This is a genomic window from Hydrogenophaga sp., from assembly GCF_035481345.1.
In the GTDB taxonomy this organism is placed as follows: domain Bacteria; phylum Pseudomonadota; class Gammaproteobacteria; order Burkholderiales; family Burkholderiaceae_C; genus Hydrogenophaga.
Genome location: NZ_DATIGV010000181.1, coordinates 1 through 13104, shown reverse-complemented (window position 1 = coordinate 13104; position 13104 = coordinate 1). Strand labels below are relative to the sequence as shown.

At 70.7% G+C, this 13104-nt stretch carries 12 protein-coding genes; 4 read left to right on the top strand and 8 right to left on the bottom strand.

Annotated elements, in window-relative coordinates; all coding sequences use genetic code 11:
• The first annotated feature begins 28 nt into the window (after positions 1 to 28).
• Both mobA and glp read left to right on the top strand, forming a co-directional pair.
• Positions 29 to 658 carry a molybdenum cofactor guanylyltransferase MobA gene (mobA, locus tag VLG41_RS18845; RefSeq protein WP_325350925.1) on the top strand — a complete coding sequence of 210 codons (630 nt, stop codon included), beginning with the start codon at positions 29 to 31 and terminating at the stop codon, positions 656 to 658.
• Positions 655 to 1929 (top strand): gephyrin-like molybdotransferase Glp, encoded by a 1275-nt coding sequence (gene glp / locus VLG41_RS18840; RefSeq protein ID WP_325350924.1) that lies wholly within the window; start codon positions 655 to 657, stop codon positions 1927 to 1929. The genes mobA and glp overlap by 4 nt, the downstream gene beginning before the upstream one ends.
• A 315-nt stretch (positions 1930 to 2244) precedes the next feature.
• Here the strand turns inward: glp and VLG41_RS18835 are convergent, their stop codons facing one another.
• The 4 genes from VLG41_RS18835 to VLG41_RS18820 all read right to left on the bottom strand — a co-directional run bounded on the left by VLG41_RS18835 (position 2245) and on the right by VLG41_RS18820 (position 7921).
• Positions 2245 to 5340 (bottom strand): efflux RND transporter permease subunit, encoded by a 3096-nt coding sequence (locus VLG41_RS18835; protein ID WP_325350923.1) that lies wholly within the window; start codon positions 5338 to 5340, stop codon positions 2245 to 2247.
• A gap of 31 nt (positions 5341 to 5371) precedes the next feature.
• A complete protein-coding gene (locus VLG41_RS18830; protein ID WP_325350922.1) occupies positions 5372 to 6511 on the bottom strand; it encodes an efflux RND transporter periplasmic adaptor subunit in 1140 nt (379 codons plus the stop codon).
• 188 nt (positions 6512 to 6699) lie between these two features.
• Complete coding sequence (rnhA, locus tag VLG41_RS18825; RefSeq protein ID WP_009520498.1) at positions 6700 to 7134, bottom strand: ribonuclease HI; 435 nt, start codon at positions 7132 to 7134, stop codon at positions 6700 to 6702.
• Positions 7135 to 7159: 25 nt separating this feature from the next.
• Positions 7160 to 7921: a class I SAM-dependent methyltransferase gene (locus VLG41_RS18820; protein ID WP_325350921.1), complete on the bottom strand. Its 762-nt coding sequence runs from the start codon at positions 7919 to 7921 to the stop codon at positions 7160 to 7162.
• A 66-nt stretch (positions 7922 to 7987) separates the two neighbouring features.
• Between VLG41_RS18820 and gloB the strand changes: the two genes are divergently transcribed.
• On the top strand, positions 7988 to 8761 hold the full coding sequence (gene gloB, locus VLG41_RS18815) for a hydroxyacylglutathione hydrolase (protein WP_325350920.1): 774 nt from the start codon (positions 7988 to 7990) through the stop codon (positions 8759 to 8761).
• Entirely contained in the window at positions 8758 to 10374 is a 1617-nt protein-coding gene (locus VLG41_RS18810; RefSeq protein ID WP_325350919.1) for a transglycosylase SLT domain-containing protein, read from the top strand. The genes gloB and VLG41_RS18810 overlap by 4 nt, the downstream gene beginning before the upstream one ends.
• Positions 10375 to 10410: 36 nt before the next feature.
• On the opposite strand, the gene VLG41_RS18805 is transcribed toward VLG41_RS18810, so the two are convergent.
• From VLG41_RS18805 to VLG41_RS18790, 4 genes are all read right to left on the bottom strand, one after another.
• A complete protein-coding gene (locus VLG41_RS18805) occupies positions 10411 to 11472 on the bottom strand; it encodes an ABC transporter substrate-binding protein (protein WP_325350918.1) in 1062 nt (353 codons plus the stop codon).
• A 104-nt stretch (positions 11473 to 11576) separates the two neighbouring features.
• The gene (recR, locus tag VLG41_RS18800) at positions 11577 to 12179 is read right to left on the bottom strand and encodes a recombination mediator RecR (RefSeq protein WP_325350917.1); all 603 of its coding nucleotides are present in this window, start codon (positions 12177 to 12179) and stop codon (positions 11577 to 11579) included.
• Positions 12180 to 12192: 13 nt separating this feature from the next.
• Positions 12193 to 12525, bottom strand: a complete 333-nt coding sequence (locus VLG41_RS18795; protein ID WP_009520492.1) for a YbaB/EbfC family nucleoid-associated protein — start codon at positions 12523 to 12525, stop codon at positions 12193 to 12195.
• Positions 12526 to 12625: 100 nt separating this feature from the next.
• The coding region (locus VLG41_RS18790; protein WP_325350916.1) for a DNA polymerase III subunit gamma/tau C-terminal domain-containing protein at positions 12626 to 13104 on the bottom strand (479 nt) is incomplete at its 5' end.

Here is a 13104-nt window from a genome sequence, read left to right as displayed (position 1 = left end):
GGCCCTTGCCACGAGGCGATACACGCGAATGATCCACGCCAGAGAAATCACGGGACTGGTCCTGGCCGGCGGCCGGGGCTCGCGCATGGGCGGGGCCGACAAGGGCCTGCAGAAGTTCAATGGCACACCGCTGGCGCTGCACGCCCTCATGCGCCTGCAACTGCAGGAAGGCCAGCACATCGGCGAGCTCATGATCAACGCCAACCGCAACCTCGGCGCCTACGAGGCCTTCGGCGTGCCGGTCTGGCCCGACACCCTGAGCGACTACGCGGGCCCGCTGGCGGGCTTCCTCACCGGCCTGGAGCGCGCCGAGACGCCCTACCTGCTGACGGTGCCCTGCGACACCCCGCGCTTCCCGCTGGACCTGGCGCAGCGCCTGGCCGAGGCCTTCGACGACCCGGCCACCGAGATCGCCATGGCCAGCGCGCCCGAGAACGGCAGCGAGCCGCGGGCGCAGCCGGTGTTCAGCCTCGTGCGCGTGGAGCTGCTGGAAAGCCTGGTGGCCTTCACCCAGGCCGGTGGCCGCAAGATCGACCGCTGGACGGCGCAGCACCACACCGTGCTGGTGCCCTTCGACCGCCCGGGCGACGACCCGCTGGCCTTCTTCAACACCAACACCCTGGACGAACTGCACGCGCTGGAGCAGGGCCGCCCATGAAGTCCATCGAACAGATCGCGGCCGAGCTGCAGGGCTACGACCCGCAGGCGCTGCCCGCCGACAGCGTGAACGACTTTCTCGCGCGGCTGGTGGAGCCCATCACCGAGGTCGACGACGTCGGCATCTTCGACGCCCTGGGCCGCGTGCTGGCCGAGGACGTGGTCTCGCCCATCAGCGTGCCGCCGCACGACAACTCCGCCATGGACGGCTTCGCCTTCGATGGCGCGGCGCTGGGGTCGTCGCCGCTGGTCTTGCGCAACCAGGGCACCGCCTTCGCGGGCAAGGCCTGGGCCGCGCGCGTGGGCGCCGGGGAGTGCGTGAAGATCATGACCGGCGCGATCATGCCGGCCGGCCTGGACACGGTGGTGCCCATCGAGTTCGTGAAGGTCGAAGGCGACACCGTGACCGTGCCAGCGGGTGTGGTGAAGCCCGGCGACAACCGCCGATTCGCCGGCGAAGACCTGATGGCCGGGCGGCCCGCGCTGCGGCGCGGCCAGACCGTGGGCCCGGCCGCCCTGGGTCTCATCGCCAGCCTGGGCCTGCCCACGGTGCGCGTGCTGCGCCGCGCGCGCGTGGCGTATTTCTCCACCGGCGACGAGATCCTGAGCCTGGGCGAGGCCCCGCGCGAGGGCGCGGTGTACGACAGCAACCGCTACACCGTGTTCGGTCTGCTCACGCGCCTGGGCGTGGAGGTGATCGACATGGGCGTGGTGCCGGACGAGCCCGTGCACCTGGAGGCCGCGTTCCGCGAGGCCGCCGCGCGGGCCGACGCCATCATCACCAGCGGCGGCGTGAGCATGGGCGAGGCCGACCACACCAAGGCCATGATGAAGCAGCTCGGCGACGTGGCCTTCTGGCGCATCGCCATGCGCCCGGGCCGGCCGATGGCGGTGGGGCGCATCAGCGAGGGCGGGAAGTCCGCGGTGCTGTTCGGTTTGCCGGGCAATCCGGTAGCGGTGATGGTGACCTTCCTGGCCTTCGTTCGGCCTGCCCTGCAGCGCCTCATGGGCGCGGAGGCAATGCCCCCCGTTCTGCTTCAAGCGCGCAGCGGCGAGGCCATGCGCAAGAAGCCTGGCCGCACGGAGTACCAGCGCGGCACCGTCACGCGCGAGGCCGATGGCACGCTGGTGGCGCGCACCACGGGCAACCAGGGCTCAGGGGTGCTCAGTTCGATGGTGCAGGCCAATGGGCTCATCGTGCTGGGGCATGGACAGGGGAACGTGGCGGTGGGGGACACGGTCGAGGTGATGCTGTTCGACGGGGTGGTCTGAGGCGTCTTTTTCTCCGGCGGGTCCGGTCGTCGGCGACCGGGTGTCCGGCTCCGCGACTGTCCCCCGGAGCGGATCGCTGGCGCGCTCCGCTCCTCCTCCTTTATGTCGCTGCGCCGGACACCCGATCACCGACGACCTCGTTGGCACTCGGTCTGTTGGTGCGCCGCCGTGCCTGTAGCTCGCGGACGCTGGGTGTGCTGCGCAGCGAAATAAAGGAGGAGGACGGCGCAGCCGTCCGGGGGACATTCGCGGAGCAGCGCACCCAGTGGCCGCGAGCTTCGCGAGGTGCAGGCACGAAACGCCTGCGAACAGAGATCACTTCGCCGGAATCACACCAGCAGGCGCGTGCCCGCCCTCCTCGTGCATCACCGGATGCGCCGACTCCCCTGCCTTGCGCCGCGACAGCAGCGTGTACATCGTCGGCACCACGAAGATGGTGAGCAGCGTGCCCACCGACATGCCGCCCACGATCACCCAGCCGATCTGCTGGCGGCTCTCCGCCCCCGCGCCCGTGGCCAGCGCCAGCGGAATCGCGCCCAGCACCATCGCGCCCGTGGTCATCAGGATCGGCCGCAGCCGCAGCCCCGCCGCCCGCTTCACCGCCTCCAGCTTCTCCAGCCCCTGCTCGCGCAACTGGTTGGAGAACTCCACGATCAGGATGCCGTGCTTGGTGATCAGGCCTACCAGGGTGATCAGCCCGATCTGGCTGAACACGTTGAGCGTGCCCCCCGACAGCTTGAGCGCCAGCAAGGCCCCCATCATCGACAGCGGCACCGACAGCAGGATGATGAAGGGGTCGACGAAGCTCTCGAACTGCGCCGAGAGCACCAGGAAGATGAACAGCAGCGACAGCACGAACACCAGCGCCAGCGAGCCCGAGGCGTTGCGGAACTCGCGGCTCTGGCCATTGAGGTCGGTCGCGTAGCCCACGGGCAGGATCTCCCTCGCCGTGCGCTCCATGAAGTCCAGTGCCTCGCCCAGCGAGTAGTCGGGCGCCACGTTGGCCGTGATGGACGCGCTGCGGCGCTGGCCAAAGTGGTTCAATTCGCGCGGCACCACCACCTCGCGCGTGGTGATCAGCGAGGCCAGCGGGATCATCGCGTCGCCACGCCCGCGCACGAACAGGCGGTCGATGTCCTCGGGCGTGCTGCGGTTGGCCGAGACGGTCTGCACCACCACGTCGTACTGCTCGCCGTCGCGCTTGTAGCGCGTGACGATGCGCCCGCCCAGCATGGTCTCCACCGTGCGCGCGATGGCGTCCACGCTCACGCCCATGTCGGCTGCGCGCTCGCGGTCCACGTCCATGCGGATCTCGGGCTTGTTCAGGCGCAGGTCGGTGTCCACCTGCACCAGGCCGGGGTTCTGCGCCATGCGGTCCTGGAACTGGCGCACCACGTTCGCGAGGTTCTCGTAGGTGTCGCTGGTGACGATGACGAAGTTGACCGGGCGCTCGCGAAAACCCTGGCCCAGCGAGGGCGGCGTGATCGGGTAAGCGCTGATGCCCGGCAGCGCGGCCATGCGCGGCGCGATGGCGCGCGCGATCTCCATGGTGGTGCGCTCGCGGTCTTCCCAGGCCTTGCCGCGCATGGTCACGCTGCCCTGCGCCACCGACGGGTTGCCCACCACCGCGAAGATGCGGTCGAACTCGGGCTGTTCCTGCGCCATCTTCTCGATCGCGTCCACGTAGCGGCGCGTGTAGGCCAGGGTGGCGCCGTCGGGGCCGTTGATGTTGGCCAGCACCACGCCACGGTCTTCCATGGGCGCGAGTTCGGAGCGCGTGGTGCTCAGCAGCCACCAGCTGGCGCCGGCGCTGGCGAGCATGACGGCCACCACCAGCCAGCGCACGTTGAGCGACAGGCCCAGCAGGCGGTCGTAGCCCTGGTTGATGCGCACCAGCACGCGCTCCATGAAACGGTCGAAACGGCCCGGCTGGTCCACATGGCGCAGCAGCTTGGAGCACATCATGGGCGAGAGCGTGAGCGCCACGAAACCCGAGACCACCACCGCGCCGGCCAGCGCCAGCGCGAACTCGGCGAACAGCCGCCCGGTGCGCCCGGGCGTGAAGGCCAGCGGCGCGTACACGGCGGCCAGCGTGAGCGTCATGGCCACGATGGCGAAGCCGATTTCGCGCGCGCCCTTGATGGCCGCCTCGAAGGGTTTCATGCCCTCCTCGATGTGGCGGTAGATGTTCTCCAGCATCACGATGGCGTCGTCCACCACCAGGCCGATGGCCAGCACCAGCGCCAGCAGCGTGAGCGTGTTGATGGAGAAGCCGAACAGGCCCATCAGCGCGAAGGAGCCGATCAGGCTCACCGGAATGGTGATCAGCGGGATGACCGAGGCGCGCAGCGTGCGCAGGAAGAGAAAGATGACCAGGGCCACCAGCACCACGGCTTCGGCGATGGTGGTGTAGACGGCCTTGATGGAGCGGTCGATGAAGATGGAGTTGTCGTTGGCGACCTCGATGCTCACGCCCTTGGGCAGCTCGGCGGTGATGCTGGGCAGCATGCTCTGCACCGCGGCCGAGAGCTCCAGCGGGTTGGCCGTGGCCTGGCGGATCACGCCCAGCGACACGGCGTCGCGGCCGTTGTAGCGCACCGAGGTGCGCTCGTCCTGCGGCGCCTGCTCCACGCGCGCCACGTCGCCGATGCGGATGGTCTGCCCGTTGACGGTGCGGATGCCGATCGCGCGGAACTGCTCGGGCGTCTGCACGTCGGTGGCGGCGGTGACGTTGAACTCGCGCTGAGCGCTTTCGATGCGTCCGGCCGGCACCTCCAGGTTGGAGCGGCGCAGCGCGTCCTCCACGTCCTGCACGGTGAGGTTGTAGGCGGCCAGGCGGTCCGGGTCGAGCCAGATGCGCATGGAAAAGCGCCGCTCGCCCCAGATGCGCACGTCGGCCGCGCCGGGCGCGGTCTGCAGGCGCGGCTTGATGAGGCGGTTGGCCACGTCGCTGAGGTCCAGCGCGGACACGGTGTCGGAGTTGAGCGCGAGCCAGATGACGGGCGTGGCGTCGGCCTCGACCTTGGCGATGGTGGGCTCGTCCACGTCGTCGGGCAGGCGCTGGCGCACGCGGCTGACCTTGTCGCGCACGTCGGCGGCGGCGGAGTCGGGGTCGCGTTCGAGCTTGAAGCGCACCGTGATCTGGCTCTGCTCCTGGCGGCTGATGGAGGTGATGATGTCCACGCCCTCGATGCCGGCGAGCGAGTCTTCCAGCACCTTGGTGACCTGGGACTCGATCACCTCGCTGGAGGCGCCGCCGAAGCGGGTGGTGACGGTGACGGTGGGCTCGTCGATGCGCGGGTACTCGCGCACCGTGAGGTTGTTGAACGAGACCAGGCCCACCAGCAGGATGAGCAGCGACAGCACGGTGGCGAACACCGGGCGGCGGATGGCGACTTCGGGCAGTTGCATGCGGGCCTCCGGTGGCGGGCGGGCGGGGGCGTCAGTTGGCGGCGCTGGGCGCGAGATCCACCACGCGCACCACGGTGCCGTCGCGCTGCAGGCGCTGCTGGCCGGCCACCACCACGGTGTCGCCGGCTTTCAGACCCTGCGTGACCTGCACGTCGGCGCCGCGGCGCGCGCCCAGCGTCACCTCCACGCGGCGCGAGGTGCGCTTGCGCGCGTCGCCCTGGCCCTGCTCGTCGACCACGTAGACGTACTGGCGCTCGCCCTGCGGCACCAGGGCCTCCTCGGGCACCACCAGGGCCTTGTCGTCCACCGAGAACACGATCAGCACGCGAGCGAACATGCCGGGGCGCAGGTCCTGGCCGGGCGCGGCCGGCATCTCGGCGCGCACGGCGATGGAGCGGCCGTTGGCGTCGAGCAATGGGTCGACCGCGAGCACGCGCGCCTGGTAGCGCTGGCCGGGCAGCGCGTCGAGCTGCACCTGCACGGTCTGGCCGGGGGCGATGCGGTTCTGGTAACGCTCGGGCAGTCGGAAGTCGACCGTGAGCTTGGAGGTGTCTTCCAGGTTGACGAGCTCGTCGCCGTCCTTCACGTACTGGCCGAGGTTGATGCTGCGCAGGCCCAGGGTGCCATCGAAGGGCGCGGTGATGCGCATGCGCTGCAGCCGGGCATCGGCCAGGGCCACCTGGGCCTCGGCCACCTGCAGGGCGGCGCGGCTTTCGTCCACCACGCGCGCGGCCACGAAGCTCTGCGCCAGCAGTTCCTCGTTGCGCTTGAGGTTGGCGCGCGCAATGGAGAGCTGGGCCGAGGCCTGGCTCAGTTCCGCGCGCTGCAGGGTGTCGTCGAGTTGCACCAGCAGCGCGCCGCGCTTGACGGTCTGGCCGTCGGCGAAGGCGATGCGGGCCACGCGGCCCGCCGTCTCGGGCTTGAGCGTGACGGCCTGGCGCGAGCGCAGGGAGCCCACGGCCTGGGCGTCGTCCTGCAGGCGCGCCGTCTTGACGGCGGCGATCTCCACGGTGACCGGACCGGCTCCGCCGCCGGACCGCGGCGCCGGGGCCGCGCCGGCCGAGCCGGAGACGCCACTGGCGCGTGGCTGCTGCTGCCACCACCAGGCGCCGCCCAGCGCCAGCGCCAGGCCCAGCACCGCCAGCCAGACCGTTGATTTGGGTTTCGCCATGAAGACTCCGCTCGAATGCCGCCGTCAGCTACTGCCGTGGGATAACAGTTTCCATGCCAACAATCCTTGCATTGTGCCGCCCGCGTCGGCGGCGGCGCAACCCAGCGGCACCACGGAACCGGCTTCGCCGGGCCGTCGGCGCCGCCCCCCTTTGAGGGGGGTCGCGCGAAGCGCGGCGGAGGGTACGCCTAGGTCGGCACGCCCCGGTTGGCCAGGGCGTCGGCGCGGTCGTTGCCCTTGTGGCCCGAATGGCCCTTCACCCAGTGCCATTCGATGTGGTGCGGCCCGCCATGCACCAGGGCGTCGAGCTGCTGCCAGAGTTCGGCGTTCTTCACCGGCTGCTTGGTCGCGGTGATCCAACCCTTCTTTTTCCAGCCGTGGATCCATTCGGTGATGCCCTTGCGCACGTACTCGCTGTCCAGGTGCAGCGACACATGACAGGGCCGCTTCAGGGCGGACAGAGCCTGGATCACCGCCATGAGTTCCATGCGGTTGTTGGTCGTGTCGCGCTCGCCGCCCCACAGCTCCTTTTCATGGTCGCCGGATTTCAGGTAAACGCCCCAGCCCCCGGGGCCGGGGTTGCCCTTGCAGGCGCCATCGGTGTAGATGACCACGTGGTCCAAGAAAACTCCTTCAGGAAAGAATCGATCAGCGGCGATTGGCCAGCGGCACCGGCGCGGTGGCCGGCACGCGGCGCGGCTTCCAGGCCGGCCCCAGCAGGCGCACGCCGCGCACGCGCTTGATGGCGGTGGTGACGTACACCGCGCCGAAGATGGGCCACCAGCGCTCGCCGGCGCGGTCCATCCAGCGCAGGCGGTGCAGCCATTTGTCGGTGCGCACCGCGGGGCGGTAGCAGCCATAGGCCTCGGCCTCGATCTCGAAGCTCAGCAGGCGCAGCCAGTCGCGCAGGCGGCCGGGGCCGATGAAGTCGCCCGCCTCGGGCAGGTACAGCCGAGAACTCAAGCCCAGGCGCCGCATGGCGCGCGCGCGGCCCTGGCGCATGCCCCACCAGCTGGCGGGGTTGAGGCCGGTGACCACCACCCGCCCCTCGGGCACCAGCACGCGCTCCACCTCGCGCAGCACCTGGTGCGGGTCGGCGCTGAGTTCCAGCGTGTGCGGCAGCACCACCAGGTCCAGGCTGGCCTCGGGAAACGGCAGCGCCGCGGCGTCGGTGACCAGGGCCACGCGCGCGGTCTCGGGCAGCGGCGCATCGCCCTCGGGCATGGCCATCCAGCGGTGCGGCATGCGGTTGGCGCGCAGGGCGTCGAGTTCGGGCACGCCAAGCTGCAAGGCGTTGAAGCCGAACACATCGGCCACCGCCAGGTCGAACCGGTCCTGCTCCCAATCCAGCAGGTACCTGCCCGGCGGGGTCGCGAACCACTCGGTCAACCCTATAATTTTTTCGGTCATCTGCGCTGGGGCGTGTTCACAGTGCCCGCACTCTACACGTCCCACCCCACCGGCCACGCCGTCCCCATGCAGCTCCTGCCCATCCCCGCCTTCACCGACAACTACATCTGGTTGCTGCACGACGGCCAGCGCGCCCTGGTGGTGGACCCAGGCGAAGCCCCGGGCGTGCAGCGCGCCCTGCAGGACCTGGGCCTCACGCTCGACACCATTCTCATCACCCACCACCACGCCGACCACACCGGCGGCGTGGCCGAGCTGCGCGAAGCCACCGGCGCCCGGGTCATCGGCCCGGCCTTCGAGCCCATGCCCGAGCCGCTGAGCCGCGTGGGCGGCGGCGAGCAGGTCACGGTGCTGGGCGTGCGCTTCGACGTGATCGACGTGCCCGGCCACACCAGCGGGCACATCGCGTACTACACGCCCGAGCTCGACGGCCTGCCGCTGCTCTTCTGCGGCGACACTCTCTTCTCCGGCGGCTGCGGCCGCCTGTTCGAGGGCACGCCCGCGCAGATGCACGACTCGCTGTCCCAACTGGCCGCGCTGCCCGGCAACACCCGCGTGTGCTGCACGCACGAGTACACCCTGTCCAACCTGAAGTTCGCGCAAGCGGTGGAGCCCGGCAACGCCGAGCTCGCGGCCTACGTGCGGCACTGCCAGCAGCAGCGCGCGAACAACCTGCCCACGCTGCCCAGCAGCATCGCGCTGGAGCGGCGCATCAACCCATTTCTGCGCACCGCGGAACCTGCGGTGGTGGCGGCGGCTCAGCAACAGGCGCCCGGCCTCGCGGCCGACCCCGTGGCCGTGTTCGCCACCCTGCGCGAATGGAAGAACGTTTTTCGATGAATTTCTGCATTGCCCCGGCGCTGGCGCGCCTGCGTGGCGGGGCCCGGCGCCTGGCGCTGGCCCTGGCCCTTCCCGCGGTGCTGGCCGGCTGCGCCAGCACCGTCGCCGTCGACCCACCCGTGGCCCCGGGTACCGTCACCACGCCCTCGGCGGTGCCGTCCACCGACCAGGCCGTCACCGGCCGCGGCGGACCGCCGGTGCGCCTGTCCAGCGACATGCCGCTGAGCGACCTCACCGTCGCGCCGATGGACGCGCTGACGGTGACCACCCTGGCCGCGCCCGCCGACCTGTGGGAGCGCATCCGCCGTGGCCTGGCCATGAACAACCTGGACGACGAACTCGTGCGCCAGCACGAGCAGTGGTACCTCTCGCGCCCCGACTACATCCAGCGCATGACCGAGCGCTCCAGCCGCTACCTCTTCCACATCGTGGAGGAGATCGAGGTGCGCGGCATGCCCATGGAGCTGGCGCTGCTGCCCTTCATCGAAAGCGCCTTCAATCCGCAGGCCGTCTCCAGCGCGCGCGCCGCCGGCATGTGGCAGTTCATGCCGGCCACCGGCGCGTCCTTCGACCTGAAGCAGAACGCCTTCCGCGACGACCGGCGCGACGTGCTGGCCTCCACGCGCGCCGCGCTGGACTACCTGGAGCAGCTCCACGCGCGCTTCGGCGACTGGCACCTGGCGCTGGCGGCCTACAACTGGGGCCAGGGCAACGTCAACCGCGCCATCACGCGCAACCAGCGCGCGGGGCTGCCCACGGGCTACGCGGACCTGACCATGCCCGCCGAGACGCGCCACTACGTGCCCAAGCTGCAGGCGGTGAAGAACATCGTGGCCAACCCGGCGCGCTACGCCGCGACGCTGCCCGACATCGGCAACCACCCCTTCTTCGACCTCGTCACCGTCGAGCGCGACATGGACGTAGCGCTGATCGCGCGGCTGGCCGAGGTGGAAGAGGCCGATTTCCGCGCGCTCAACCCTTCGCTCAAGCAACCGCTGGTGATGGCCGCGGGCACGCCCAACGTGCTGCTGCCCTGGGACAACGCGGTGATCTTCCAGCGCAACCTGAAACTGCACGACGGCCCTCTGGCGAGCTGGACGGCCTGGGTGGTGCCCACCACCATGACGGTGGCGCAGGCGGCGAAGCAGGTGGGCGCGAGCGAGGCCGAGCTGCGCAAGGCCAACGCCATTCCGCCGCGCATGCGGTTGCGCGCCGGCTCCAGCCTCATCGTGCCCCGCAACGGCAAGCTCGACCGCGACGTGCCCGCTCACGTGGCCGACAACGGCATGCTCAGCCTGCAACCCGAGGTGACGACGCGCCGTGTGGTGGTGAAGGCGCGCAAGGGCGAGACCGTGTCCCGCCTGGCGAGCCGCTACGGCCTGAGCGCGGCCAGCGTGGCCGACTGGAATCGCTTGTCGGCAGGCAGCACGCTCAAGACCGGGCAGCGCGTGACGCTGCACCTGCCGCAGCGCGCCAAGGCCACCACCAGCGCGCGCTCCACCAAAGCGGTGAAGCCGCGCGCCACGTCGAGCAAGTCGGCGTCGACGAAGAAGGCGACGATCAAGAAGTCGCCGACGGCCAAGGCGCCGTCGAAGAAGACCGCGCGCAAGTAAGCCACACGGCGGCCACCACGTCATGCGGCGTCGGATTCAAGCCCGAAACCGCGCCTTGGCCTTCAGCGCGAAGGCGTTGGTGAAATGCCGCGCCAGTTCGGCCGGCGGCAACGGCGGGCCCTCTCCCACCCGGTTCACGGCCTCCGGCCCGCCGCGCGGCATCAGGCCGTCGGCCGTCCAGGCGTCGCGCGAGCGCTCCACCGTGGCCAGGTAGATCGCGCGGTCGCCCTGGAAGTGGCTTTCGGGCACGGTCTTGATCAGGTCCGAGGGCCCCGCCGTCTGCAACCACTTGAGCGCGTGCACCACCGCGTCGGTGAGCGCCTGGGTGACGCGCGGGAACTGCTCGACGAACTCGGCCGGCGCACTCAGGCAGCCCACGGGCACGGGGCCACCGAACACCTCGGTGGTGCCGCTCAGGCTGCGCGTGTCCACCGCCACGCGCAGCTCACCCTGTTGCTCCAGCAGGGTCATCATGGGATCGGCGTGGCACAGCGCGTCGAGCTGCCCACCGCGAAACGCCAGCAGGGCCGCGCCCGCGCTGGTCTGCGGCAGGACCTGGACTTCATCCTCCTTCACCTGCTCGCGCTGCAGGAAGGCCATCAGCACGCGCTGGGCCAGGGGGTCCTTGGCGCGCAGGCCCACGCGGCGCCCGCGCAGGTCACCCGCGCCGCGAAAGCCCGGCACCGTCTTGTGCGACACGCCCAGCACCACCTGCGGCGCCCGGCCCTGCACCACGAAGCTCTGCCAGTTCATCGCGCGCACGGCCGGTGCGAGCAACTGCGCGAAGGGCACGCACAGGGCGTGCGCCGCCTTGGCCTGCACCGCCGCCATGGCCTGCCCCAGGTCGGCGAACTCGCGCAGCTCCACGTCGAGCCCTTCCTCGCGAAAGAAATGGCGCTGCTCGGCCACGGTGAGCGGCAGGTTGCTCAGGCCCGTGCGCGGCTCCACCGCGATCACGATGCGCGTGCCCACCAGCTTGGGCGGCAACGCGGCCGGGCGCGGCGCGGCCACGCCCTGCGCCGTGGCGCTTGGCTGGCCGGCAGCGAACATCAGCCCCGCCGCGGCGGCGCCCCACTGGCGGCGGTTCAGGAGACCCATGGGTCGAGATTAGGGCGATGTGGCGCGCCCGCCATCCGGTGGAGTCCCGAGCGGGTTTACACCGACCCGCGAAACCTGAACCCGCGGGAACTTCGGTGCCGACGTCAGCGCCGATCGACCAGCGCGTGCGCGATCGTGCCGAGGTCGACGTACTCGAGCTCGCTGCCCACCGGCACGCCGCGCGCCAGGCGCGTGACCTGCAGGCCGCGGTCCTTCAGCGCCTGGAAGATCACGTGCGCGGTGGTCTCGCCCTCGGCGGTGAAGTTGGTGGCGAGGATGACCTCGCGCACGGGCACCTCGGCCTCGGGGTCGTCCACGCGGTCGAACAGCTTGTCCAGGCCGATCTCGCGCGGCCCCACGCCGTCGAGCGGGCTCAGCTTGCCCATGAGCACGAAGTACAGGCCTTTGTAAGCACCTGTACGCTCCATCGCGGCCTGATCGGCCGGGGTTTCCACCACGCAGAGCTGGCTGCGGTCGCGCCGCGGGTCGCGGCAGGTGGAGCAGACCTCGTCCTCGGTGAAGGTGTGGCACAGCGCGCAGTGGCGCACCCCGTTCACCGCCGCCTGCAGCGCGCCGGCCAGCAACTGCGCGCCCTCGCGGTCGTGCTGCAGCAGGTGAAAGGCCATGCGCTGGGCCGACTTGACCCCCACGCCGGGCAGGCGCCGCAGCGCCTGCACCAGGTTCTCCAGGGAATGGTTGTCGGCCACCGCGCGGGCTGCCTCAGAACGGGAACTTCATGCCCGGGGGCAGGCCCGGCATGCCGGCGGTGAGCTTGCCCATCTTCTCGTTCGAGGTTTCCTCGGCCTTGCGCACGGCGGCGTTGAAGGCGGCGGCCACCAGGTCCTCGAGCATGTCCTTGTCGTCGGCGAGCAGGCTGGGGTCGATGGTGACGCGCTTGACGTCGTGCTTGCAGGTCATGACGACCTTGACCAGGCCCGCGCCGGACTCGCCGGTGACCTCGATGTGGGCGAGCTCGTCCTGCGCCTTCTTGAGGTTGTCCTGCATGGCCTGGGCCTGCTTCATGAGGCCGGCGAGTTGTCCTTTGTTGAACATGGCAATCCTTGGTATTGATCGGGGAACACCGCGGAACCGGCTTCGCCGGGCCGCTGGTGTTGCCCTCTGGAGGGGGTCGCGCGAAGCGCGGCGGGGTGATTCAGCTTATCGCTTTGAGCGAGCCGGGCACGATTGTGCCGCCGAAGTCGCGCATCATGGCCTGCACGAAGGGGTCGCCGAGGATCTGCTGCTCGGCCTCGCGCTGGCGGCGCTCGGCCTCGGCGGCGGCTCGGCGCGCGGGTGAATCGGTGACCGCGCCGTTTTCCAGCACGAGTTCGACCGCGTGGCCCGCCCCGTGCAGCGCGGCCGTGAGGCGGTCGCGGTTGCTGCCCTGCGCAAGCGTTTCGCGTTCGATGCGCAGCAGCCAGCGCGATCCATCGCGCGACACGAGTTGCGACTGCAGCGCGAGTTCGCGCGTCAATGCGGCGATGGCGCCGCTGTCCACCATCTGTTGCACCACGCCGGCCCAGAAATCGCCTTCGGGCGTGGGCTGCAGGGGGGCGCTGGGCGGGCGGGGCTGGTCGAGCCGGCCCGGCGCGCCGGGGTCGCGCACGGGGATGCGCACCACCGGTGCGGCGG